This window comes from Acinetobacter cumulans, from assembly GCF_003024525.3.
Lineage (GTDB): Bacteria > Pseudomonadota > Gammaproteobacteria > Pseudomonadales > Moraxellaceae > Acinetobacter > Acinetobacter cumulans.
This window is the reverse complement of record NZ_CP035934.2, coordinates 2,345,604-2,369,210: the sequence shown is the minus strand read 5'-3', so window position 1 is coordinate 2,369,210 and position 23,607 is coordinate 2,345,604. Positions and strand designations below refer to the sequence as shown.

Below are 23,607 nucleotides of genomic sequence, written 5' to 3'. Positions count from 1 at the left end.
ATGACAGCAACGCATCCCATTACTTGGCGTCAGCGTTTAGAAGCTTATTATTATTTGTGTCGCTTTGATAAACCGATCGGCACAGAATTGGTATTTTGGCCGACCATGTGGGCACTTTGGATTGCAAATCAAGGTACGCCTCAGCTCGCTATTCTTATACCAATGATTTTGGGCACAATATTTATGCGTGCTGCGGGCTGTGCAATTAATGATTTTGCCGACCGTAAAGTTGATGGTGCTGTTGAAAGAACCAAAAGCCGTCCGCTGGCAACAGGTGTGATCAGTGCGAAAGAAGCGATTTATGTGTTTCTTTTTTTGGTGCTTGCAAGCGCATGTACCTTATTTTTCTTGCCGATTGAAACTTTTTATTGGTCCTTTGGTGCATTGGCATTGGCGTTCATTTATCCATTTATGAAGCGCTATACGCATCTGCCACAAGTATTTTTGGGTGCTGCCTTTTCATGGTCGATTCCAATGGCATATACCGCGGTTGGGCAAACGCCTGATTTAACTTGCTGGTTGCTCTATTTTGGCAATTTGGCATGGACGGTTGCTTATGACACACAATATGCCATTACTGACCGTGAATATGACTTAAAAATTGGTGTGAAATCGACAGCAATATTATTTGGTAAATACGATATTGAGATCATCTCTTTATTGCAGGTGTTAAGTATATTGCTCATTGGTTCTGCACTCTATTTAGAAAATTTATTGATGCCATTTGGTTTAATTGCATTGCTGGCGGTGGTGATTGACTTTATTTATCAGTGGAGCAAAACGCGTCATCGAGATCCTCAATGGTGTTTTTGGGCATTTCGTCACAATCGTTGGGTGGGTTTGTTAATTTTTTGCGGTATTTTCATGGCTTTGACCTTTTAAGATTGTTGGTATTAAAAGCATAAGTTGGCATAAAGCATCCTATTCGGGTGCTTTTTTTTATGTATTAATAAAATGGCGTGTAGATTCATGTTTAAAAAATAATGATTAAAAAAGGATATTTTATGAAACATTCAAAAATAGTATTGGCTTTAACTGCAACGGTTTCACTGCTGTCCTTAACCGCATGTAATGATAATAATGACACGTCTGACTCCAATTTAACTCAACCGCCAACTTATGTATCTGAGGCAAATTATGATTCAGGTACAGTAGACAATAGCTCATCGATTAAAGTCATGACTTATAATATGACTAACTTGCAAGGGAAATCGGCAGAAGCAACCGCTTTGGTGTTGTTTCCAAAAGCGACACAACCTAAAGATGGTTATCGTGTCGTAGTTTGGGAGCATGGAACGGTTGGTGCTGGTGATGAGTGTGCACCGAGTAAAAACCCAATTCATCCACGTTTTAAAATTCTTGCCGACACATTATTGGCAGCTGGCTATGTCATTGTTGCACCTGATTATGAGGGCTTAGGTACAACAGGAGTTCATCCATATCTTAATTTATCCAGTGCTGCAAATTCTGCGCTGGCGGCAGTGAAAGCAGCCAAAGAGCATTATGGAACACAGTTGAACGGACAGTGGATGTCGATTGGTCAATCACAAGGTGGGCATGCATCTTTAGGTACAGCAGAATTTGCCAATACAGATAGCAGTTTTAAGGGCGCAGTTGCAGCGGCACCTGCATCTAGTTTAGGGGAAATTATTAAAGTCTATCTTGATCCTGCTTTAAATACATCTGGCGTATTTAAAACATATAATATGTTGGATGATCAATTAATGCAGATCCGTTTTGCGTTATCAAAACAACAGATTAGTGTGGCGCAAAGCGAAGTGATGATTGCACAAATTGCAGATGGCTATGCCGAGCTTTTAGCTTATGCGGCATTAACGACAGCTGGGATTAAAGCTTATGACCCAAGCTATGATTTAAAAAATATCTTTACCGGAGAAGCAGCTTCAATTGCAGAAAATGCCTATGGTCGCACAGGGGATGACGGTGCATGTTTAAGTTATGCCGATCCGAATAGTGCCAAAGGACTACAAGATCAATTTAAAGTGAGTTTACTGGCGTTTTTAAAAGATCCAACACATACGATTGCTCAGTATGGTATTGATTTAAGCAAAATTGATTCGGATCCAGTGGTACAGAAATTTTTAAAAGACAATCAGCCAGCGACAAATGCAACAGCAGCGAAGGTGATTAAAGCCCCTGTGTATATTATTCAGGGTGGTGCTGATCAGGCGGTGTTACCACAAATGACGCAGAAATTATTTGCGAATATGAAGGCAAAAGCTATTGAGTACTTCCCGCAAGCCAAATATGAAGATGGCTACAAAATGGAGATCGTGCCAAATGCGAGCCATACTCAGGCCATTATTTGTAGAAATGCTGAAGCGGTAGACTTTATTGAGGAAAATATGTCTGCGGGTACGGGTATTACATTAACCAGTGCGCAGAAAGATGCAAGAACGAGTCCGCATTGTACGGGTGTAGCGGCCTCTAATTAATTGGCGAAATAAAAAAGGAGCTTTGGCTCCTTTTTTTATATTTATAGCTTGTGCTGAGAAGCAGCTTTAAGCTCAGTGCAAATCAATTGTAAGGCTTGATGTTGAGATTTTTTCTTATAATTGGCATACAGCTTAAGTGGTTCGATTGAAAAATCAGTTTCTATTCTCTGTATATCATTGTTTAAAAATTTCAGTAGATATTCGGGTGCAAAGCTATAACCCATCCCCATGTTAATTAAGTTGATATGCTGCAGTACATTGGTTACCCAATGCATTTGCTGATGTGGCAAATGTTCTAAGCTAAGAATTCGATTGATATTGTCATAAAATACAGGGGAAGCGCTTTGCTCACACATAATGATATTTTGCTTGCTTAAATAAGCTTTGCTAACGATATGGCCACTGCTGTGCAGTTTTTTTGAAGCCACCAAATAAATTTTTTCGGTCATTAACGCTAAATTTTCATAATCATCGTGCTGAATGGCATAGCGGGTAAAGTTGATATCGAGCTCTGACTTTTTTAATTTTCGAATTTGCTCTAAACAGGTCAGGCTTTGAATGTGAATGGCAATGTTGGGGATTTGGCGTTTTAGTTTATCCAAAATCAGCGGCATGATTTTAAGTTCAGCCACATTTAAAAAACCAATATGAATTTGATTGTTTTTCAGGTGTGCGACTTGTTGCGCGGCCGCGGTCGCTAAATGAGCGCTTTCAATAGTATTTAATGCATGCACTAAAAAAGCATGTCCTTCATCTGTCAATTTGATCTGTTTACTAGAGCGGTCAATCAGTTGAACACCAACTTCTGCTTCTAAATCTTTAATTTGCTGACTCAGTGAGGGTTGTGCAGTAAATAGCTGTTCGGTTGCTTTGGTAAAGCTCCCGTATTGGGCTATGGCAGCGAAGTATTTGAGATGGCGCAATTCCATAGCACGAGCCTCTGCGGGAGAAAATTAAAAAAGCAGATCAGGGTGAAAATATACAGCATGGAAATTATGGCGCAATGTAGATGAAAAGCCTATGCAACTATCGTTTAAATGTCTGGATGTTTGGTGTGCTTAAAATCTTTTTTACACTTTGGTGATCAAGACAGGTGCTGGCACCTGATTATAGATGCGAAGTGGCGGAGTTAAAGATGTCAAAGCAATACGATACGGATGTTTTAGTGGTAGGCACAGGGCCTGCGGGTTCTACTTTGGGTTTGGCCTTAGCAAGCTATGGTTTAAAAGTGCAATTGTTTACGCAATTTAACTGGTTGGCAAACAGCCCGCGTGCTCATATTACTAATCAACGTGCGATGGAAGTATTGCGTGATTTAGGCATTGAAGAGCAAGTGAAAGAAATTGCGACGCCTTGGGAAGAAATGGGTGAAAGTTTAATTACTACCAGCTTAGTGGGTGAGGAAATTGCACGCATGAGTGCGTGGGGCACAGGAGATGAGCGCCATGGTGATTATGTTCAAGGTAGCCCATGTCCATTGGTGGATTTAATACAACCAAAAATGGAAGCACTCCTGGTGAAAAATGCAGGTGAGCGGGGTGCAATTTATCATTTCAATACAGAATATATGTCTCATATCCAAGATGAAGATGGTGTAACGGCAGTATTTTTTAATCATGCAACCCAACAAGAATTTAGTTTACGTGCAAAATATTTGGTAGGAATGGATGGTGCGCGCTCTAAAATTGTTGAACAGCTGAATCTGCCTTTGGAAGGCGTGATGTCACGTGCAGGCACTGTTTATGTGACGTTTAAAGCCGATCTATCGCAGTATGTACAGCACCGCCCAGCGATTTTACAGTGGATTGTGAACCCAGAAGCGGGCTTTGGCGATATTGGTATGGGGCTACTACGTGCCATCACGCCTTGGAATCAGTGGATTATGGGCTGGGGCTTTGATATTGATCAAGGCGAACCGCAAGTGACAGAGGCACAGGTGTGCGCTCGCTTAAATGCCTTTGTTGGTGCAGAAGTGGATGATGTTGAAATTGAAAAAGTGTCATATTGGTATGTGAATCAAACATGGGCAACCGAATATTCTGTAGGTCGTGTGTTCTGTGGTGGCGACGCCGTACACCGTCATCCGCCTTCAAGTGGTTTGGGTTCAAATACCTGTATGCAAGATGCATTTAACTTGGCTTGGAAGCTGGCTTATACAGTGAAAGGCTGGGCAAAACAAAGCTTGCTAGAGACTTATACGGCAGAACGTGCACCTGTAGGCAAGCAGATTGTTGCACGTGCCAATCAATCTCGCTTTGATTATAAACACTTAAAAGATGTGTTTGGTTTTGATCAGGGCATAACGACACAAGCGCAGATGCTGGAGCGTATTTTTGCGGAAACAGAAGAGGCTGCCCATATCCGTGAACAGTTATTTAAAGCGCTAGAGATTAAACATTATGAATTTAATGCACAAGGCACAGAGCTGAACCAGCGCTATGTGTCGGGTGCTGTTGTGCCAGAAGGTGCTGAAGAAATCTTTAAGCGAGACCCACAATTATATTTACAGGCAACAACGCGTCCCGGTGCAAAAGTACCGCATACATGGTTAATTAATGCAAAAGGTCAAAAACGTTCAACATTAGATATTACTGGGCACGGACGTTTTACCTTATTGACGGGTTTGTCTGGTACAGGCTGGAAGAAGGCTGCAGAGGCGCTTGAGCTCCCTTATTTAGATGTGGTTCAGATCGGCTCACGTGAATATCGTGATGTGTATGGCACATGGAATACGAAGTCTGAAGTACATGAAGCAGGTGCAGTGTTAGTGCGTCCAGATGGCTACGTGGCATGGCGTATGGCTGATAAACCTGCAACTGACTTTGACTATGTGGCGACATTAGAACAAGTATTAAATCAAGTGCAATTAAGCACCTAATATGGTGGCTATGCGAACACGATTTGCAATGCAAACGTGTCTCGCATAGGTGCTAGAGATGCGTATATTGGTTGTGGCTTTTCTAATTTTTGCTATATTGGACGGCCACCGAATAGCGCAACAATCTGTAGGGGTTTAGATGTCTACATCCGAAACAAAACCAAATCAAAAGAAAATGATTATTTTGATGTCATTGGGTTTGCTTATCCCTGTCTTTTTGATGAGTATGGCGTATTTAGCAGTAACCAGTGATGAGAAGAATCAGGCTGAATATGCTCGAATTAAAGCGGAAAATTTAGCACGTATACAAGCACGTGAGGCTACAAAAGCAACGCAAGCCAGCTCTGAAGCAGATACGACAACCACTGCAAAGTAGATGTAGAGATCTGCTAAAAAGTTGATTCAAAAGCCAATCAGATGATTGGCTTTTTTGACTTCAATTTTTAATTCATTGCACATCTGAGTAATGTGTATGAGGTTTATTACACATCATTCTTGTGATATCGATTTTGCTAACGAAGAATATCGTTTTTGAGGGTGATTGCACTGGGAATATTGGTATAGCGGAGTACCCGATACCCAGCTTCTTCTAACATTGCATCACGTTCTGCATCGGCCTTTTCTTTGCCTAAATGCGATCGATCGTCCAATTCTATAATCACGACTACATTAAAGTCATGATCTAAAATCACAAAATCAGTGACTTTGCGGTTAAAGAGATTACGGATTTTATATTGGTGGTTGGTGATAAGTGCACTAAAAGCAACTTGAGCCAGCACATGATGCTGTGGGAGGGCTTCTAACAGGCGCGCATACATTTTACTTTCAAAATGTGTAATGACACGACGTGGATAGAACTTTTGCTTACGATAAAAGAATTTTGGAAATAGCATACATAGCAAAGTGAAACTTGCTAAACAGCCGATAATAAAAAATATAAGTTGATTTAAGTCGAGCACGCTAAAACTTACACATAAGAAAAAGCCCAAGGCTTAAATGCTTGGGCTTTTAGAATCTTGGCTCTCCCACCTGGGCTCGAACCAGGGACCTGCGGATTAACAGTCCGTCGCTCTACCGACTGAGCTATGGGAGAATCTGAAAGGAATTCTATGTGGCAAACGTGCTTTGGTCAAGTCATTGATTAGGAAAAACAGTCAAAATTGAATTAAGTGTCTTAAAAGTAGTCAAAATGCTCAATTTAATATTTTTAAGAAAGATTTTTAATGGCATTCACATAAGCATCAGCACTTTGTGAAGGTGTAACTTTACGACAGCTTGCAATTAGTGTCATTAATTCTTGTTGCTTCATTTGAGGGTGAATTTGGCTTTGAATGGTTCTAAGTGTTGTTTTTTGCGTGATTGGTAGCTCTTTTGTGCATTGATATAAGCGCTCATACATTTGGTTAGAGGCTTGTTTATTATTTTCAGAGCGTTGCGTGCATTGAAAAATCCCTAACACCGCAATAATTAAGATGGTCCAAAAAATCATAGATTTCAGCCATGGAAGTTCCATTTTTATTCTCCTTATAAAGTCTGTATGGCTTTAAGGTATAGCGAATAGCGTGTAGATGAAAGCAGAAAATACAGCGTTTGGGTTGTATGGATGGCTTTGGAGGGAGTAGTGATCTATAAAATAATAGGCTGCATTTTATAAGAAACGGAAGTATTTAAAGTAGGGGGAAAGTGCTAGGCAATAAAAAAGCCCAAGGCTTAAATGCTTGGGCTTTTTTGAATTTGGCTCTCCCACCTGGGCTCGAACCAGGGACCTGCGGATTAACAGTCCGTCGCTCTACCGACTGAGCTATGGGAGAATCTGAGACGCATTCTATGTGGCAAAGCTGAATGGGTCAAGGGTGTAAATAAAAAAAAGCAATATTTTAAGATTAAATGATTTAAAAACAGGCAAGAAGGTAAAATCTGAGCATTAATATTGATGTTTTTATATTGGATTAAGCTTTAATTATGAAATTTATTTTTTAGTTAGCTACTTACCAATTGTAAGTTATGTGTGTTGTATGGAAATCTAAGTCATAATTTATGCATAAGCAGATTGAACTAATCCATGAGTGCCATAATTGAGTGTAAATATTATTGTTATAAGGGCAATAAATTTTAGGTATAAAAAAGCCCACTTCGTAATGAGTGGGCTTTTTAGAATCTGGCTCTTCCACCTGGGCTCGAACCAGGGACCTGCGGATTAACAGTCCGTCGCTCTACCGACTGAGCTATGGAAGAATAGATGGCTCTCCAACCTGGGCTCGAACCAGGGACCTGCGGATTAACAGTCCGTCGCTCTACCGACTGAGCTATTGGAGAATCTGATGCGCATTTTAGGGATGAAAGCTAAAGCGGTCAAGTAAAAATGGAAGATTAAGTACTTAAATGTTTTTTTATTATCCAAAGATTTGATAATTGCTTATTTATTGATTCTTTTAAGCTTTTGAACCGTACCGGGTTTGTCGGAGACATTTTTATTTAAGTTAGGCCACGTGACCTAACGGGTTAATCTTATCATAGTACATTGCTTCAAACTCAAAAGGCGATACATAACCCAATGCGCTGTGTACACGCTTTTTGTTGAACCAATCTACCCAATTTAATGTCGCAAGTTGTACATCCGCTAAACCTTGCCAGTCTGCTTTTAAATATTCAATCACCTCTGTTTTGTATAACCCATTCACTGTTTCAGCCAAAGCATTATCGTATGAATCACCGGTCGTACCGACTGATGCTCGTAAATTTGCTGCTTCTAAACGATTGGTATAACGAATGGAAAGATATTGCACACCTCTGTCACTATGATGAATCACGTTCTTTGGCATGCCTCGATCATGCAATGCTTGCTCCAGTGCATCGAGCACCATGTCTGTATTCATCCGTGTTGATACTTTCCATCCAACAATTGCTCGCGAGAACACATCAATAATAAAGGCGGTATAGACCCAGCCTGAATTTGTTTGAATATACGTAAAGTCAGCGACCCACAGCTGGTCAGGGTGATCAGCACTAAAATTGCGTTTCACCAAGTCATCTGCTCGTTTTTGATCATCTCGGCTATGGGTAGTTTGTTTATTCTTACCTCGCCAAACACCTTGTATACCTAGCTTTTGCATCAATCGAGCAACTGTACAGCGTGCAATAATATAGCCTTCACGTTTCAGTTTTTGCCAAACTTTACGTACACCATATCGACCTGAACTTTCCTTCCAAATTCGTTTAATTTGTTCAGCATGATGCAAGTCATGTAGATCTCGCTTTGCTCGATGTTCTGGGTTTTCGCAGAGATCTAGAGTCCGGTAATAGGTTGAGGGTGCGATCGGTAAAATTCTACAAATCGCCTCGACTCCGTACAGCTCTTTATTATTATGGATAAAATCCACCATTATTTGTGTGGGCGGTCGAGTTCCGCCTGGGCGAAAAAAGCGGCTGCTTTACGTAGAATCTCATTGGCGCGTTGCAGTTCTTTATTTTCGCGTTCGAGTTGTTTGATACGTTCTTGGTCTGAAAGCTGCTGTACTTTAACTGGATTTAGTTTATCTAAATATTTTTGATACCAAACACGTAGTGTTTCAGGAGTACAACCTATCTTGGGAGCAATAGCGGTGATCGCAGCCCAATTCGATGGATAATCTTTTTCAGATTCAATCAATAATTGAACCGCTCTTTCTCTGATTTCAGGGGCATATTTTAATTTTGTCATCGGGATAGTCTCTCAGAATATTGACTCTCCGACAAACCCGGTACGGTTCAGTTTGCCACGTTCCATGATCAATAAATAGACCATGTTTCACAATTTTTTTAGATTTACTTAACCCATAAAAAAATCACCCATTCAGGGTGATTTTTTTATGCTGAAATAAAATCAAAAGATCTTATTTTTCAACACCAGCAGCTTGGCCAGCGTATTTAGCATTTGCATAGTCCCAGTTCACTAGGCTTTCAAGGAAAGTAGAGATGTACTTAGGACGAGCGTTACGGAAATCGATGTAGTAAGCGTGTTCCCAAACGTCAATCGTCAACACAGCAACTTTACCGTGAGCAAGTGGCGTGTCAGCATTTGAAGTTTTAAGGATAGAAAGGTTGCCGTTTACTTCATCAGCAACTAACCAAGCCCAGCCTGAACCGAATTGAGTTGTAGCTGCCGCTGCAAACTCTTCAGCGAATTTTTCGTAAGAACCGAAAGCTTCGTCAATTTTAGTAGCCAAAGCGCCAGTAGCTTTACCGCCGCCGTTTTTAGCCATACAGTTCCAGTAGAAAGTGTGGTTCCAAACTTGCGCAGCATTGTTGAATACGCCAGCTTTAGAAGCATCGCCAGCTACAGCTGTGATGATTTCTTCTAAAGATTTGCCTTCAAGGTCTGTACCAGCAATTAGGTTGTTCAAGTTAACAACATAAGTGTTGTGATGCTTGTCGTGGTGGAATTCTAAAGTTTCTTTGCTGATGTGTGGAGCAAGATCTTCGTAACCGTATGGTAACGCTGGTAAAGTAATCGTTGTCATGTTTTCAATTCCTTGCATTTTGCTGGGTTTTGACATTAAGTGCACTTATTGTAATAGATAATCGAGTCAAATTGCGCATTGCTTATAAATAAGAATACAGAATAAAGCTCGAAATTAAACGTATAAGGCCAAATGTCAAAAACAGGCTTATTTGAAAAATTAAATCGGATTGTTTAATTCGAAATAACTATACTCAATATTGAATTGTTCTGAAATAGCTTTTCCAAGGCGCTGCACACCATAACGCTCAGTCGCATGGTGGCCACAAGCATAGTAGTGGACGCCTAACTCTTTCGCTTCATAAAAAGTACGTTCACTGACTTCACCTGAAATATACGCATCACAGCCTTGCTCAAAGGCTTTAGAAATATAATCTTGCGCGCCACCTGTACAGAAGCCGACTTTTTGAATGCTGGTTTTATCCGCAGGCAAGTGTATTGCGTCAAAACCTAAACGTTCCGACAGCAACTGCTTAAATGCTTCAGGCGACATTGCTTTTGCAAGATAGCCAATATTGCCAATCGGGTTGCGCTCAGTTGGGTCAAGCGCTTCAATATTTTGCAGTTCTAAAATGTCTGCAATGGCCGTATTATTACCAAGTGTCGGGTGACTATCTAAAGGTAAGTGATAACCCACCAATGAGATGTCATTTTGAATTAAGCTCTTAATGCGTTTTCCACGCATGCCTGTAATTGGGTAGGCTTCACCTTTCCAAAAATAGCCATGATGGACTAAAAGCATATCTGCACCAGCAGCAATAGCAGCATCAATGGCATCTTGAGATGCAGTCACTGCACACAGAATTTTATGTACTTCAGCTTTACCTTCAATTTGTAGGCCGTTGGGTGCGTAATCTTTAAATTCACGAGATTTTAAAGTTTGATCACACCATTGAATAATTTCGTTTAATTGCGCCATAAACATCTCTTTAAAATTCGCAGTATTTCAGCGGTCACTATATGCGTTTAATTGTAACTAAAGCATGACAAAACTCTGTGTTTATTTTAATAAGAACAGCATTTTTTGCATTACAATATGAGCTAAATGACTGAGTCATCAAATAAATTAAAAATATTTTAGAGGATATAAGCGTGCGCCGGACCTTTACGTGGTTACCTTGGGTGTTACTCATAATTGTGATTATAGGTTTTTTCGGTTGGCATCAATTACAAAAACCTAAAGCGCCTGTGGCGGCTGATGGGATAAAAATGCCTGCAGAAAAGCTAGAACCACTTATTGATACAACGCGTACAGGTGGTGTGGTGTCTTATAGTGCAGCTGTTAAAGTAGCCGCGCCAGCAGTGGTGAATATTTTTACCACTCAAAAAGTGAAACAATTAGATCATCCTTTGCTGAATGATCCTGCTTTTCGAGAATTTTTTGGTAATCAATTGCCAGATGGCCAAAGCCAAGACCCAAATGAAAATAGCTTAGGTTCTGGTGTGATTGTACGCCCAGATGGTTATATTTTGACGAATAACCATGTCATTGCTCAGGCGGATCAAATCGTGGTGGCTTTACGTGACGGCCGACGCGCATCTGCTAAAGTCATTGGTACAGATCCAGACACAGATTTGGCTGTGATTAAAATTGAATTAAATAATTTGCCTGTATTGCCATTTAAATTAAGTGGTAATGAAGTAGGCGATGTTGTACTTGCTATTGGTAATCCATTCGGTGTGGGCCAAACCGTAACACAGGGGATTATTTCTGCCACTGGTCGTTCTGATCTAGGGATTAATACCTATGAAGATTTTATTCAAACCGATGCTGCAATTAATCCCGGCAACTCAGGCGGTGCTTTAATTGATGTGGCAGGTAATTTGATTGGTGTAAATACGGCGATCTTCTCGCAATCGGGCGGATCACTTGGAATTGGTTTTGCGATTCCAGCAAAAATTTGCCAACAAATTATGAATGCGATTTTAAAAGATGGTCGCGTGGTACGTGGCTATATGGGCATTAGCTTACAAGCGGTTTCTCAGGATAATGTTTTTGAGACCAAGGCACCTGGTGTGGTTGTAGCGAATGTACAGAAAAATGGTCCAGCGGATAAGGCTGGCTTCCAAAAAGGCGATAAAATATTGAAAGTCAATGATGAGCAGATTGGCTCAGCTTCTTACTTAATTAATTATGTCGCGATGCAAGCACCGAACAGCACAATACAAGTGTCAATTGAGCGCGATGGCAAGCCAATGACTTTAAATGTTGTGGTGACAGAGCGCCAAGTACAAAACCAGAATTCTGATGCGCAGTATATTCCATTACCGCGTTAAAGTGATTCACACTAAAAGCACCTGAAAAGGTGCTTTTTTGCTTAATGGTTAAAAATAGCCCTATAAACTCAGTAATAAAAATAACAGCTTATGTAAGTTTTGGTTGCAAAATAAGCGATGAAAATAAAATCGAGCTACGCTATGTTTAAGTCAAAATAACAACAGCAGAGAATAAAATGAGTTTTATTAGTGCAAAAGAAGCGAAAGAGTTTTCTATACATGCCAATTTAAATATTGAGCAGTACAAAATACGATTAGCACAGCAAATAGAAAGTAATGCGAAGCAGGGCAATACTGCGGTGTTTACGGTATTGCCAAAGCACTTACCTTTAGACCAAATTCGTGCGCTGTCTGCGGAATTAACTCAAATGGGGTATCAAGTACGCTTTGAGGTAAATGAGTTCTTTTATAGCTTAAATGTGTACTGGATTTAAAACGATCGCTAAGTTGCAAATTGAAATAGTATTGAATAGGCACATATTTTGCTGAATGGTAAAATATTTATGAAAGCACAGGCCGTTCAATGCATTATCAGATTCATCCTTGTATACATAATCCAAATGCAGATTATGTGGTTTTTTCTTCAGGCTTAGGTGGTCATGGCGCTTTTTGGCAGCCACAGCTGCACGCATTTCAACAGCACTTTCATGTGGTTTTATATGACCAAGAAGGCTGTCATGCAGGTGCAGCGCATTTGCCACAACCATACAGCATGCAGCATCTGGCGCAGCAGCTGCTGAATATTCTATTCGACGCAAAAATTCAGACCTTTCATGTGGTCGGACATGCGCTAGGCGGGCATATCGGCATAGAGCTGGCGCGGTTAATTGCACAGCAAAATCTGCCCTTAATAATGAAAAGCTTAACGCCGATTAATGCATGGAATGAATTAGACCCGCATACGCAAAAATGCTTCCAAGCTCGAATCAGTCTATTGTTAAATAGCGGTGCAGAAGCCTATGTACGGGCTCAGGCGCTGTTTCTGTACCCACCGCAGTGGATTTCGGAGCATATCGAACAACTGTCACAGGCCGAAAATGCACAGCTGGCTAATTTCCCGCTCAAGGAGAACGTTCTCGCACGTTTAAACGCGCTACAGCAGTTTAAAGTCACACAGGCGCATGTTGATGCCTTGGAACAGACCCGCATGCATTATGTGGCCAATCAAGATGATTTTTTAGTACCTGTACAAAAATCAACGGATTTAAAACAGCACATTGGGCATGGTGAACTGAGTATTTTTGCAGAAGGGGCGCATGCATCTACACATACTCAGACAGAAATTATTAATCAGGCTGTGCTGGATTTTTTACTGTAGCCTAGCAATTAAAAAACTGAGTTAACACCAAAAAAACTCGAATAATTATTCGGGTTTTTTAATGGTTAGTAAAAATATATATTGAGTGAAAAATATCCAATAATATTTTTAAGCTGGTAATTTCTTAGTTCGAAACACGCACCGTTTTAAAACAGCACTACCTAAAATAGATCACATGGTTTATTTTATTTTTTACTAAAAAGTAAAATAAAAAAATAATAAGTACTTGATATTAAATATAATAATAAATTTGGCACAGCATTTGCTAAATATCCATTAAGAATCTATTTAAGTTTTAGGCTGACGAAAAACAGCTATTTTTTATCAAAATGTAAAAAGAGGCGGTGTCTATGAAAATCGGTGTCTTCTGTCCAATTGGCAATAATGGCTGGCTACTTTCTGAAAATGCGCCACAGTACAAACCTAGTTTTGAGATGAATAAACAAATCGTGCAGCGTGCAGAACATTATGGTTTTGACTTCGCATTATCCATGATTAAGCTGCGCGGTTTTGGCGGTAAAACAGAATTTTGGGATCATAACTTAGAAACATTTACTTTAATGGCGGGTTTGGCTGCAGTAACCAGCAAAATTAAAATTTATGCGACTGCTGCCACATTGGTTATGCCGCCTGCAATTGTGGCACGTATGGCATCGACCATTGATTCTATTTCCAATGGTCGTTTTGGCTTAAACGTAGTGACAGGCTGGCAAGCGCCTGAATATACGCAAATGGGTATGTGGCCGGGCGATGAATACTTTGGCAAACGTTATGAATATTTGTCTGAATATGTACAAGTCCTGCGTGAACTTTGGGCGACAGGCAAATCGGACTTTAAGGGTGAGCATTTCCAAATGGAAGATTGCCGTGTAAGCCCAACACCGCAAGCAGATATGAAAATTATCTGTGCGGGTCAGTCTGATGCGGGCTTAGCATTTTCAGCACAATACGCAGATTACAATTTTGTATTCGGCAAGGGTTTAAATACACCTACAGCATACGCAGACATTAATGACCGTTTAAAAACCCATACAGATGCAACAGGCCGTGATGTACAGACCTATGTGTTGTTTATGGTGATTGCAGCTGAAACAGATGAAGAAGCTTTTGCAAAATGGCAAAGCTATAACGACGGCGCAGATATGGAAGCCATTAATTGGCTGATGAATCAAGGCGGTAAAGATACGACGTCTGGTGCAGATACCAATATCCGTCAAATGGCATCCAGTGTTTCACCAGTGAATATCAATATGGGCACGCTCGTGGGTTCATTTGAAAATATTGCAAAAATGCTGGATGAGATTGGTGAAATTAAGGGTACAGAAGGCATTTTGCTGACCTTTGATGATTTTATTCAAGGTGTTGAAGATTTTGGTCAAAAAGTACAGCCCTTAATGAAATGCCGCCAAGACATTGTGGTTGATGCAGATCCAGCACCACTTGCTGTTTTGGAGAAATCAGCATGATTGAGCTTAAATCTAAAGAGACAGTCTGCAGCAATTTCACTGCAAAAGCAGGCACAGGAAAATGCCTTATGGCTGAGCCAGAGTCCATCATGCTTGCACCTGAGCAAACGGCGCTGATTGTGATTGATATGCAAAATGCCTATACATCACAGGGTGGCTATTTGGACTTAGCAGGCTTTGATGTCTCTAAAACAAAACCTGTGGTTGAAAACATTCAAAAAGCAGTTGATGCAGCGCATGTTGCCGGCATTCAAGTGATTTATTTTAAAAATGGCTGGGATGAGCAATACCGTGAAGCAGGTGGGGCCGATTCGCCTAATTTTCACAAATCCAATGCCTTAAAAACCATGCGTAAAAAACCTGAATTGCAAGGTACTTTACTGGCCAAAGGTCATTGGGATTTTGAACTGATTGATGAGCTACAGCCATTGCCTCAAGACCTTGTGATTGAAAAGCCACGCTACAGCGGATTTTTCAATACAGCATTGGACAGCATGCTGCGTTGCCGAGGGATTCGTAACCTTGTGTTCGTCGGCATAGCGACCAATGTCTGTGTGGAGTCGACACTGCGTGACGGTTTCTTCCTTGAGTATTTTGGCGTGGCTTTAAACGATGCTTGTTATCAAGCAGGGCCGAAAGAAGCCCATGAAGCAAGTCTGTTCAACATTAAAACATTCTTTGGCTGGGTATCGGACACAGCGAACTTTGTTGAAACATTTCAGCCTAAAGCACAACTAGACAAAACAGCATAAATAATAGGAATTGGAGAACGAAACATGCCTAAAGAAATTATTGTGCCAGCAGGAACAGCTAAACCGCTTGCGCCATTTGTACCTGCAACTAAAGCAGACAATATTGTTTATGTATCAGGCACTTTAGCATTTGATGAACATAATAATGTGGTGCATGTCGGAGATTGTGCAGGCCAAGCGCGGCATATTTTAGAAACCATTAAAAAAGTGCTGGAAACCGCAGGCGGCACAATGGATGACGTGACCTTTAACCATATTTTCCTTAAAGACTGGGCGGATTATGCCGCTTTCAATACGGTCTATGCTGAATATTTCCCAGGGGATAAGCCGGCGCGCTACTGCGTACAGACTGGGTTGGTAAAGCCAGAAGCTTTGGTCGAAATAGCATCGATTGCGCATGTATAAAAATGAATTGAATGAAGGCTGAGGTGCCTAAGCCAGAACTGCTTAGCATCCGAGCCTGTGGAGAAGGCGATGAATAGCAAGATCAATGCAACAGAAATGATGAGCGCATTTTCAAAACAGCATGTACCTGCCTTAGCAGAAGATGCGGTCAATACAGCTATGGTGATTGAACAAGTGGATCAGGCAAGATTTAGACAGGGCATGTCGAATTTAGGTGCGGCAGTCAATGTGATTACCACTCAAGGCGACGCTGGCCAAGCAGGCTTTACAGCATCTGCGGTGTGCAGTGTGACGGATACGCCTCCGACATTGCTAGTGTGTTTAAACCGCTCGGCGTCCGTCTTTGAAACCTTTAAAGCCAATAAGGTGCTATGTGTAAATACACTGAATGCGCAGCAAAGTCATCTTTCAAATATTTTTGGCGGTAAAACCCCAATGCTGGAACGTTTCTCGCATGGTGTTTGGCGCACATTAACAACGCAAGCGCCTGTTTTAGAAGACGCTTTGGTGTCTTTTGATTGCGAGGTGGTACAGAGCATGTCTGTGGGGAGCCATGATGTACTGATTTGCGAAGTAAAAGCCATGCAGTGTCAAGAAGGCGCGAATGCCTTGATGTATTTCAACCGTAGCTATTGTGAACCTCAACCTATGAACTCATAAATATCCGTCCCATCTGAAGGAGGGGAGCCGAATGAATACAAAAGAACCGTGGTTTCCGAAATTTAAGCCTTACACAGGCAATCTAGATACAACGCCAGTACAAACTGACGAATACTTACCCCCTTCAAAGAGCATGGTCTTGGGCCTGCAGCATGCGTTCGCCATGTTTGGCGCGACTGTGCTGGCTCCCTTGCTGATGGGTTTTGATCCAAACCTCACGATTTTTATTACGGGCATCGGCACAATTTTATTTTTCCTTATGACTGGCGGACGCATGCCAAGCTATTTGGGATCAAGCTTTGCTTTTATTGGTGCCGTGGCTGCAGCAACTGGTTATAGCGGGGTAGGTTCAAACCCGAATATTGCATTGGCTTTGGGGGGCACGATTGCCTGCGGTTTAATTTATGCAGCTATTGGCCTTGTGGTGATGAAAACAGGGACAGCATGGATTGAAAAGCTGATGCCGCCGATTGTCACGGGCGCGATTGTGATGATCATCGGTTTGAATTTGGCACCCGTAACGATTAAAAGCGTGTCTGCAAATAATTTTGATATGTGGATGGCGGTGGTCACCATTTTATGTATCAGCGCGGTCGCGGTATTTACCCGCGGTATGGTGCGCCGTTTATTGCTCTTGTTAGGCCTTGTGGCTGCTTATACGGTGTATTTCTTGCTGACCAATGTGATGGGTTTTGGCAAGCCTATTGATTTTGCAGCGATTTCAAATGCGGCGTGGTTCGGTTTACCAACATTCCATGCGCCAGTATTTGAAGCCAATGCCATGCTGCTGATTGCACCTGTTGCTTTGATTTTAGTGGCAGAAAATTTAGGCCATTTCAAAGCAGTTTCTGCCATGACTGGCAAGAACCTTGACCCATACATGGGCCGTGCATTTTTAGCGGATGGTGTATGTACCACTATGTCGGCTTCTGTCGGCGGTACAGGCATGACGACCTATGCTGAAAACATTGGTGTAATGGCCGTTACCAAAGTGTATTCAACTACAGTGTTTGTCGTCGCTGGTGTATTTGCTGTATTGCTTGGATTGTCACCAAAGTTTGGCGCCGTGATCAGCACAATTCCAGTAGCTTTACTGGGCGGGGCATCCATTGTGGTCTTCGGCTTAATCACCATTGCTGGTGCAAAAATTTGGATTGATCATAAAGTTGATTTTAGTAAAAACAGCACTTTGATTATTGCTGCAGTCAGTTTGATTATGGGAGCAGGTAACTTCAGCTTGCATATTGGCAGTTTTGATTTAGGCGGTATTGGTACAGCGACATTGGCTGCCATTTTCTTGAACTTTATGCTGAACCGCGGTGAAGAAAAAGATGTACCTGCTGTGTCTGCAGAATCTAAAGATGATTCAGCGCCAGCAGCAGCGCATCACTAGGAGATGACTTTGAAACGAACTGTGGCATTTATTGGTTTAGGCGCAATGGGCTGGCACATGGCTTCCCATCTGCCTAAAACAGGTTTAGAGGTGTTGGTCTGGAACCGTACAGAAGAAAAAGCGAAGCAACATGCAACCACTTTTTTAACTCAGGCAGTCAGTATTGAACAAGCGGTTCAGGCAGATTTTATTATTTCTTGCCTGCCAACCAGTGCAGATGTGGAACAGCTCATTGCATCGCATCCGCCAAAGTCGGGCAGTTTCTGGATTGACTGTACCAGTGGCGTGCCTGAGTCAGCGCAAAAGTTAAGTGATGTTTTGGCTCAGTTAGGCTCTGCTTATTTAGATGCACCAGTTTCGGGTCAGACCATTGGCGCAGAAAAAGGTACGCTAACAGTGATGGTGGGCGGTGATGTACTCGCTTTTGAGCAAGCGAAACCTGTCATTCAAGCTTTTGCAGGCTTGATAGAACACGTTGGTGGCAGTGGCGCAGGCTTTGCTGTAAAGGCGGTCAACAATACGCTGATGGCGACGCATCTATGGGCATTGGCAGAAGGCTTAACGGTATTGAAATCGAAAGGCGTCGATTTAGCTTCTGCACTGAGCTGCATTAACCATTCCAGCGGCAAAAGCAGCATGTCGGAAAATATTATGGCGCAGCGTGTGTTAAACCGTAGCTTCAATAAAACTTTCGCATTGGATTTACTGCAAAAAGATATTGGCATCGCTATTGATTTAATTCAGCAGGAACAGCTTCAGCTGCCAGCCATGCGTATGATGCAAGAGCAGTTTGCCTTAATTGAAAAATCACAAGCGCAGTCTTTAGATTTTTCAGCTGCTGTGCAGAGCTTAGAGAAAATCAATCAAATTGAATTATCTTAAAGAATTTGAAAATCAGAAATTAAAAAACCGCAGTCAGCTGCGGTTTTTTATAATTTTTAGCAGCGCTTTATTCCGCTTTTTGGTATTCGTTAATCACTTCTAAAGCCGCACGAAAAGCTTCTTGAGTTGCTGGTGCACCGCAGTATGGCAGGCTATGCAGTAGCACTTCCTGAATTTCTTCTACTGTTGCGCCGTTATTGAGTGCGCCACGGACATGGCCTTTTAGTTCAGTTGGGCTTTTTTGTGCAGTTAAAAATGCAATGGTAATTAGCGAGCGGTATTTACGCGGTAAAACGCCTTCACGTTGCCATGTTGAGCCCCAAGCATGTTCATTAATCCAGTCCTGCAAAGGTTGAGTAAACGGCACAGTATTGTCTTGTGCGCGTTTGACAAAGCTGTCACCCATGACTTCGATACGTACTTTTAAACCATTTTCATAATCTTGCTGAGACATTTTTACCCTCTATATTTTATTTTACATCTATAGCCTATACCTATCTTTGGGCGAAACCATTGGCTGATGGTCTTAGACCTAAAAATTCAGCAGCGGATGGCTGCTGAATTTTAGACCTTTAAACAACACTTAAAAGATGCAATTTAGAACCTTAAAAACGCTTCAGGTTCATCTTCTGCCTGTTTTTTATTTACGTGATCAGCTTGAGCATGCGGGTTATCCAGTTCCAACTCATGCTTAAGCTCAGTATCAAAAATATCAGTCAGCATGCTGTCATAACGCTGAATGTTATAGGCTTTCAGCTTTTGCGCTTCTTCTGCGCTGATAAACCCAGTGGCTTCAGCATCTGCAAGGTGTTCTTCAAAACTTAGACCTTTAAATTGACCTTTCGATTCTGCTTTTTTAAATTTATCCCATAGCGGTTCAATGCTGAGCAATTGTAAAAATGCAGCCTCCATCCGTCCATTCACATCATGTGCTTCTACAGAATAGTGCACATGCTGTTTTAGTTGCTGACGGAATGCATTGTCTTGCATAAATGCTTCGGCCACCTTTCTTTTTAACTCGTCGCTTGGTTTGTTGAGTGGACGACCAAATGGGAAGCAGATGAATTTCACTAACATTGCTGCTGGGCGGATTGGGAAATTTTCAAACAGGCCATAAAAAGCTTCTTGGGCCTGATACAGCGCTTTATCTAATGCCAATTGTGCATGCAGCTGTTCATCTTCAGTTTTTGAACCATGTTCGTAAAATTTTAAAATTGAGGTGGCTATAAACATATATGAATGCATATCTGCTAAACGTCCTGAGAGCATTTCTTTACGTTTAATATCGCCTGCCAGTAAGCCGAGGCACATGTCTGCAGTAAGTGCAAAGTCCGCACTCAAGCGATTAATGGTTTTGTAATAAGGTGCTGTAAATTCATCAACATGTTCAGAGGCTTGGCTCGAGCCGCCAGTAAAGCCATAAGCAAAGGCGCGTGCGGTACGGTTAAAGGTATAAGCCAAATGCTTAAACAATAATGTGTCAAACTCAGCTAAAGCCGACGAACTGTCTTCTGCTTGCAGTAGTTGCAGTTCTTCATATAAATAGGGATGACAACGCATGGAACCTTGTCCAAAGATCATGAGTGAGCGACTCAGAATATTGGCGCCTTCTACAGTGATTGAGACAGGAATGGCTTGATAGTTTAGTGCTAGAAAGTTGCGTGGACCATGCTGTACGGCACGACCGCCAACAATATCCATGCCGTGATTGACTACACGGCGCATGGTTTCAGTGGCATAGTATTTGGCCATGGCAGTCATGACAGCAGGTTTGCCACCTTGGTTTAAGCCACACGTCACCATATAGCGGAAAGCTTCCAACATATAAGCATCGCTGGCAATATCACTGGATGCTTCTTGTACGCCTTCAAACTTGCCCACAGAGATTTTGAACTGCTGGCGAACTTTGGCAAATGCCCCAACATTTAAATAACTCATTTCACTAGCCGCCGTAGACAAAGCGGGTAGAGAAATACCACGACCTACTGCAAGGCATTCCATCAGCATACGCCAGCCTTTGCCTGCATTTTTGACCCCGCCGATAATCCAGTCTAATGGTATAAATACATCTTTACCCTCAACGGTACTATTCATAAACGGTGAGCCTGGATTGTGGCGTGCACCAGTTTTTACACCATCATGGTTTGCAGGTAAAAGTGCACAGGTTATGCCGTAATCTATTTTTGCTGTATCTCCAAGCAGATGCTCTGGGTCGTATAGCTTAAATGCTAAGCCAATTACGGTGGCTACTGGGGCTAAGGTAATCCAACGTTTGGAGAAATTCATTTTTAAGCCCAGCACTTGCTGGCCTTCATATTCGCCATAACACACCACGCCAGTATCAGGTATTGCACCTGCATCTGAACCAGCTTCTGGGCTAGTTAGACCAAAACAAGGTATTTCTGTTCCTTTGGCTAAGCCGGGTAAATAGCGATCTTTTTGTTCATCTGTACCGTAGTGCAACAATAATTCACCTGGGCCAAGCGAGTTTGGCACCATGCAGCTGACAGCTGTTGTTAATGAGCGTGAAGCGATTTTGCTCATAATACGGCTTTGCGCAAAAGAGCTGAACTCACGGCCACCGTATTCTTTGGGAATAATCAGTCCTAAAAATCCGTTATCTTTAATAAACTGCCATGCTTCAGGGGCAAATCTTTATATTGATGATGAATGTCCCATTCATTGACCATCTTACAAAGTTGCTCGACTTCATTGTCTAAAAAACTTTGTTCTTCTGCGCTGAGCTCTGGATAGGGATAAGCATCAAATTTTTTCCAATCTGGCGCTTCCATAAACAATTCTTTTTCCCACCAACTGGTACCCGCATCCAAAGCTTCACGTTCTGTGCTACTCATGCTAGGCATGGCATTGGCTAGGGTTTTATAAGCTGGTTGGCTAATAAAGCGCATACGTAATGGCTCAATAAGTACCAGCAAGCTAATGAGGATTAGCGCTAAACCCAACAAAAGTGACCAAGGGCTGACCCACGCTACAATTAAAGACAGTATGATTAGCGTGGCACTGCCAGCAATACGAGAGAGCTCAAAAAAGAAAATAGCCCATAAGGCTGCAATCAGTAAAATAATGCAAAGCAGAAATAGCATAGAACTGTGCTCCTTTGGCTTACGCCTGATAGTGCATCAGCACGGTCACATTTAAGGACTAAAAAACAATGTGCTGTTGTTTTAAATATATTATGTCGTGCAGTTATAAAGACTTAATGCTCAAAATCTGGCAGAGCAAAAATGTATGTTTTAAGGCTGAATAAAAAATGAGCGTTACACAATATTTTTATGTTTTAGAAATGTATTTTTAGGTAATTAGGCTGTGTTGGCCTTGCAGTAAGTAATTCATGCGCAATATAAAAGCCCTCTATATCAGAGGGCTTTTATATTTAGTGTGCTTTAAAGAAACTTAAAACATTAAGCTTCAATCGTTTGCACAGCAATTTTTTTAGCAGGATCAGTTTTACGACGTACAGCTGGTACAGGCTCGCCGTAATATTGACGGTCTGCAAAGTAGCTTGAACGAACCATTGGCGCTGCCCAAATATTTTTGAAGCCAAGTTTTTGGCCATGCGCTGTGTAGCGTTCAAATTCTTCAGGTGTTACAAAGCGGTCAATAGGGGCATGTTCTTTAGACGGCTGTAGATATTGACCAATTGTTACGTAGTCGACATCGTGTGCACGAAGATCATCTAAAAGTGCAATCACTTCTTCTTCAGTTTCGCCAATACCCACCATCAAACCACATTTTGTTGGCACATCAGGGCAGTATTCTTTAAACATTTTGAGCAAGTCTAAAGAGTGCTGGTAGTCAGAACCTGGACGCATTGCTTTGTATAGACGAGGCACCGTTTCGATGTTGTGGTTAAACACATCTGGCGGGCACTCAGTCATAATGCGAAGCGCAATATCCATACGGCCACGGAAATCTGGCACCAAAATTTCTAAAAGTGTTTTGGGGCTAAGTTCACGTGTTTCTTTAATACAATCTACAAAGTGCTGTGCACCACCATCGAGTAAATCGTCACGGTCTACAGAGGTGATTACGGCATATTTCAAACCTAAATTTGAAATTGTTTCTGCCATGTGGCGCGGTTCATCAGGATCAAGCGCATTTGGACGGCCATGGGCCACGTCACAGAATGGGCAACGACGCGTACAAATATCGCCCATGATCATAAATGTTGCAGTACCACCACCAAAACATTCAGGTAAATTCGGGCAAGCTGCTTCTTCACATACGGTATGTAATTTTTGGGCACGTAATGTGGTTTTAATGCGCTGCACTTCTTCTGGTGCAGACATTTTTACACGGATCCAGTCTGGCTTACGTGGCGTTTCAACCGTAGGAATAACTTTTACAGGTATACGAGCGACTTTTTCTGCGCCACGAAGTTTGACACCCTGTTCAGGTTTACGGTTTTCAGACATATTCAACTTTTCCACTGTTTCAGACGGGGAGAGATACGAAAATAAGTCACAATATTATAGCCGAGTTAAGCTTAAATGGGGGAAAAACGATATTCATTTAAAAAATGTTGTTATCATCTAATATGTGTGAGCTAAATACAGCAAAAGCACAATATTTGCGTCATAATATAGGCCAGAAAGAAGCAT

Annotated in this window: 21 protein-coding genes, 4 tRNA genes, 1 pseudogene and 1 other annotated feature; of the genes and pseudogenes, 13 read left to right on the top strand and 13 right to left on the bottom strand. The window is 41.7% G+C overall.

Annotation, left to right across the window (positions count from 1 at the left end):
• Complete coding sequence (ubiA, locus tag C9E88_RS11285) at window positions 1-882, top strand: 4-hydroxybenzoate octaprenyltransferase (RefSeq protein ID WP_106986306.1); 882 nt, start codon at window positions 1-3, stop codon at window positions 880-882.
• Between the two features lie 122 nt (window positions 883-1,004).
• Complete coding sequence (locus C9E88_RS11280) at window positions 1,005-2,456, top strand: alpha/beta hydrolase (RefSeq protein WP_106986307.1); 1,452 nt, start codon at window positions 1,005-1,007, stop codon at window positions 2,454-2,456.
• A 41-nt stretch (window positions 2,457-2,497) separates the two neighbouring features.
• Here C9E88_RS11280 and C9E88_RS11275 read toward each other — a convergent pair whose 3' ends face one another.
• Window positions 2,498-3,385: a LysR family transcriptional regulator gene (locus C9E88_RS11275; RefSeq protein WP_106986308.1), complete on the bottom strand. Its 888-nt coding sequence runs from the start codon at window positions 3,383-3,385 to the stop codon at window positions 2,498-2,500.
• 206 nt (window positions 3,386-3,591) lie between these two features.
• On the opposite strand from C9E88_RS11275, the gene C9E88_RS11270 reads away from it, so the two are divergent.
• Window positions 3,592-5,334, top strand: a complete 1,743-nt coding sequence (locus C9E88_RS11270) for an FAD-dependent monooxygenase (RefSeq protein WP_106986309.1) — start codon at window positions 3,592-3,594, stop codon at window positions 5,332-5,334.
• A gap of 139 nt (window positions 5,335-5,473) precedes the next feature.
• On the top strand, window positions 5,474-5,710 hold the full coding sequence (locus C9E88_RS11265) for a hypothetical protein (RefSeq protein WP_106986310.1): 237 nt from the start codon (window positions 5,474-5,476) through the stop codon (window positions 5,708-5,710).
• 136 nt (window positions 5,711-5,846) lie between these two features.
• On the opposite strand, the gene C9E88_RS11260 is transcribed toward C9E88_RS11265, so the two are convergent.
• From C9E88_RS11260 to C9E88_RS11220, 9 genes are all read right to left on the bottom strand, one after another.
• Window positions 5,847-6,227: a DUF2726 domain-containing protein gene (locus C9E88_RS11260; RefSeq protein ID WP_372659208.1), complete on the bottom strand. Its 381-nt coding sequence runs from the start codon at window positions 6,225-6,227 to the stop codon at window positions 5,847-5,849.
• 124 nt (window positions 6,228-6,351) lie between these two features.
• Window positions 6,352-6,427: transfer RNA gene (locus tag C9E88_RS11255), tRNA-Asn, on the bottom strand.
• Between the two features lie 114 nt (window positions 6,428-6,541).
• Entirely contained in the window at window positions 6,542-6,847 is a 306-nt protein-coding gene (locus C9E88_RS11250) for a hypothetical protein (protein WP_106986311.1), read from the bottom strand.
• A 222-nt stretch (window positions 6,848-7,069) separates the two neighbouring features.
• Window positions 7,070-7,145: transfer RNA gene (locus tag C9E88_RS11245), tRNA-Asn, on the bottom strand.
• A gap of 348 nt (window positions 7,146-7,493) precedes the next feature.
• Window positions 7,494-7,569, bottom strand: a tRNA-Asn gene (locus C9E88_RS11240).
• Between the two features lie 5 nt (window positions 7,570-7,574).
• Window positions 7,575-7,650, bottom strand: a tRNA-Asn gene (locus C9E88_RS11235).
• 164 nt (window positions 7,651-7,814) lie between these two features.
• Window positions 7,815-9,034 (bottom strand): IS3 family transposase gene (locus tag C9E88_RS11230; RefSeq protein ID WP_155687864.1). Its coding sequence is split into 2 segments (ribosomal slippage): window positions 7,815-8,758 and window positions 8,758-9,034, totalling 1,221 coding nucleotides; the frame shifts between segments, so codons are not numbered across the junction.
• Window positions 8,643-8,759: a sequence feature (AL1L pseudoknot), on the bottom strand. It overlaps the preceding gene by 117 nt.
• Before the next feature lie 172 nt (window positions 9,035-9,206).
• Window positions 9,207-9,833 carry a superoxide dismutase gene (locus C9E88_RS11225; protein WP_106984742.1) on the bottom strand — a complete coding sequence of 209 codons (627 nt, stop codon included), beginning with the start codon at window positions 9,831-9,833 and terminating at the stop codon, window positions 9,207-9,209.
• A gap of 159 nt (window positions 9,834-9,992) precedes the next feature.
• A complete protein-coding gene (locus tag C9E88_RS11220; protein WP_106984651.1) occupies window positions 9,993-10,751 on the bottom strand; it encodes a Nif3-like dinuclear metal center hexameric protein in 759 nt (252 codons plus the stop codon).
• A 173-nt stretch (window positions 10,752-10,924) separates the two neighbouring features.
• Between C9E88_RS11220 and C9E88_RS11215 the strand changes: the two genes are divergently transcribed.
• The 9 genes from C9E88_RS11215 to C9E88_RS11175 all read left to right on the top strand — a co-directional run bounded on the left by C9E88_RS11215 (window position 10,925) and on the right by C9E88_RS11175 (window position 18,985).
• Complete coding sequence (locus C9E88_RS11215) at window positions 10,925-12,109, top strand: trypsin-like peptidase domain-containing protein (protein WP_106984652.1); 1,185 nt, start codon at window positions 10,925-10,927, stop codon at window positions 12,107-12,109.
• Between the two features lie 176 nt (window positions 12,110-12,285).
• On the top strand, window positions 12,286-12,543 hold the full coding sequence (locus C9E88_RS11210; protein WP_106984653.1) for a hypothetical protein: 258 nt from the start codon (window positions 12,286-12,288) through the stop codon (window positions 12,541-12,543).
• Window positions 12,544-12,632: 89 nt separating this feature from the next.
• On the top strand, window positions 12,633-13,427 hold the full coding sequence (gene rutD / locus C9E88_RS11205; protein WP_106984654.1) for a pyrimidine utilization protein D: 795 nt from the start codon (window positions 12,633-12,635) through the stop codon (window positions 13,425-13,427).
• A 350-nt stretch (window positions 13,428-13,777) separates the two neighbouring features.
• Window positions 13,778-14,893 carry a pyrimidine utilization protein A gene (gene rutA, locus C9E88_RS11200; protein ID WP_106984655.1) on the top strand — a complete coding sequence of 372 codons (1,116 nt, stop codon included), beginning with the start codon at window positions 13,778-13,780 and terminating at the stop codon, window positions 14,891-14,893.
• A complete protein-coding gene (gene rutB / locus C9E88_RS11195; RefSeq protein ID WP_106984656.1) occupies window positions 14,890-15,645 on the top strand; it encodes a pyrimidine utilization protein B in 756 nt (251 codons plus the stop codon). Before rutA ends, rutB begins: the two co-directional genes overlap by 4 nt.
• A gap of 24 nt (window positions 15,646-15,669) precedes the next feature.
• Window positions 15,670-16,050, top strand: coding sequence for a pyrimidine utilization protein C (rutC, locus tag C9E88_RS11190; protein WP_106984657.1), 381 nt, complete (start codon window positions 15,670-15,672; stop codon window positions 16,048-16,050).
• A gap of 159 nt (window positions 16,051-16,209) precedes the next feature.
• Window positions 16,210-16,710 carry an NADH-dependent FMN reductase RutF gene (gene rutF, locus C9E88_RS11185; protein ID WP_227865946.1) on the top strand — a complete coding sequence of 167 codons (501 nt, stop codon included), beginning with the start codon at window positions 16,210-16,212 and terminating at the stop codon, window positions 16,708-16,710.
• Window positions 16,711-16,741: 31 nt separating this feature from the next.
• The gene (rutG, locus tag C9E88_RS11180) at window positions 16,742-18,103 is read left to right on the top strand and encodes a pyrimidine utilization transport protein G (protein WP_106984659.1); all 1,362 of its coding nucleotides are present in this window, start codon (window positions 16,742-16,744) and stop codon (window positions 18,101-18,103) included.
• 45 nt (window positions 18,104-18,148) lie between these two features.
• Window positions 18,149-18,985: an NAD(P)-dependent oxidoreductase gene (locus tag C9E88_RS11175; RefSeq protein ID WP_252149965.1), complete on the top strand. Its 837-nt coding sequence runs from the start codon at window positions 18,149-18,151 to the stop codon at window positions 18,983-18,985.
• Window positions 18,986-19,052: 67 nt separating this feature from the next.
• Here C9E88_RS11175 and C9E88_RS11170 read toward each other — a convergent pair whose 3' ends face one another.
• The 3 genes and pseudogenes from C9E88_RS11170 to lipA form a co-directional block, all read right to left on the bottom strand.
• On the bottom strand, window positions 19,053-19,439 hold the full coding sequence (locus tag C9E88_RS11170) for a carboxymuconolactone decarboxylase family protein (protein WP_106984661.1): 387 nt from the start codon (window positions 19,437-19,439) through the stop codon (window positions 19,053-19,055).
• A gap of 143 nt (window positions 19,440-19,582) precedes the next feature.
• Window positions 19,583-22,089 (bottom strand): annotated as a pseudogene (locus C9E88_RS11165) (acyl-CoA dehydrogenase).
• Between the two features lie 318 nt (window positions 22,090-22,407).
• Window positions 22,408-23,421 carry a lipoyl synthase gene (gene lipA / locus C9E88_RS11160; RefSeq protein WP_106984662.1) on the bottom strand — a complete coding sequence of 338 codons (1,014 nt, stop codon included), beginning with the start codon at window positions 23,419-23,421 and terminating at the stop codon, window positions 22,408-22,410.
• Between the last annotated feature and the right edge of the window lie 186 nt (window positions 23,422-23,607).

Bases quoted from the DNA above. Each gene is read 5' to 3' on its own strand.
- ubiA (WP_106986306.1), top strand. From the start codon at position 1: ATGACAGCAACGCATCCCATTACTTGGCGTCAGCGTTTAGAAGCTTAT.
- C9E88_RS11270 (WP_106986309.1), top strand. From the start codon at position 3,592: ATGTCAAAGCAATACGATACGGATGTTTTAGTGGTAGGCACAGGGCCT.
- C9E88_RS11280 (WP_106986307.1), top strand. From the start codon at position 1,005: ATGAAACATTCAAAAATAGTATTGGCTTTAACTGCAACGGTTTCACTG.
- rutB (WP_106984656.1), top strand. From the start codon at position 14,890: ATGATTGAGCTTAAATCTAAAGAGACAGTCTGCAGCAATTTCACTGCA.
- rutC (WP_106984657.1), top strand. From the start codon at position 15,670: ATGCCTAAAGAAATTATTGTGCCAGCAGGAACAGCTAAACCGCTTGCG.
- C9E88_RS11220 (WP_106984651.1), bottom strand. From the start codon at position 10,751: ATGGCGCAATTAAACGAAATTATTCAATGGTGTGATCAAACTTTAAAA.
- rutF (WP_227865946.1), top strand. From the start codon at position 16,210: ATGGTGATTGAACAAGTGGATCAGGCAAGATTTAGACAGGGCATGTCG.
- C9E88_RS11260 (WP_372659208.1), bottom strand. From the start codon at position 6,227: ATGCTATTTCCAAAATTCTTTTATCGTAAGCAAAAGTTCTATCCACGT.
- C9E88_RS11170 (WP_106984661.1), bottom strand. From the start codon at position 19,439: ATGTCTCAGCAAGATTATGAAAATGGTTTAAAAGTACGTATCGAAGTC.
- C9E88_RS11175 (WP_252149965.1), top strand. From the start codon at position 18,149: ATGGGCTGGCACATGGCTTCCCATCTGCCTAAAACAGGTTTAGAGGTG.
- C9E88_RS11265 (WP_106986310.1), top strand. From the start codon at position 5,474: ATGTCTACATCCGAAACAAAACCAAATCAAAAGAAAATGATTATTTTG.
- rutA (WP_106984655.1), top strand. From the start codon at position 13,778: ATGAAAATCGGTGTCTTCTGTCCAATTGGCAATAATGGCTGGCTACTT.
- C9E88_RS11250 (WP_106986311.1), bottom strand. From the start codon at position 6,847: ATGGAACTTCCATGGCTGAAATCTATGATTTTTTGGACCATCTTAATT.
- rutG (WP_106984659.1), top strand. From the start codon at position 16,742: ATGAATACAAAAGAACCGTGGTTTCCGAAATTTAAGCCTTACACAGGC.
- C9E88_RS11275 (WP_106986308.1), bottom strand. From the start codon at position 3,385: ATGGAATTGCGCCATCTCAAATACTTCGCTGCCATAGCCCAATACGGG.
- C9E88_RS11210 (WP_106984653.1), top strand. From the start codon at position 12,286: ATGAGTTTTATTAGTGCAAAAGAAGCGAAAGAGTTTTCTATACATGCC.
- lipA (WP_106984662.1), bottom strand. From the start codon at position 23,421: ATGTCTGAAAACCGTAAACCTGAACAGGGTGTCAAACTTCGTGGCGCA.
- rutD (WP_106984654.1), top strand. From the start codon at position 12,633: ATGCATTATCAGATTCATCCTTGTATACATAATCCAAATGCAGATTAT.
- C9E88_RS11225 (WP_106984742.1), bottom strand. From the start codon at position 9,833: ATGACAACGATTACTTTACCAGCGTTACCATACGGTTACGAAGATCTT.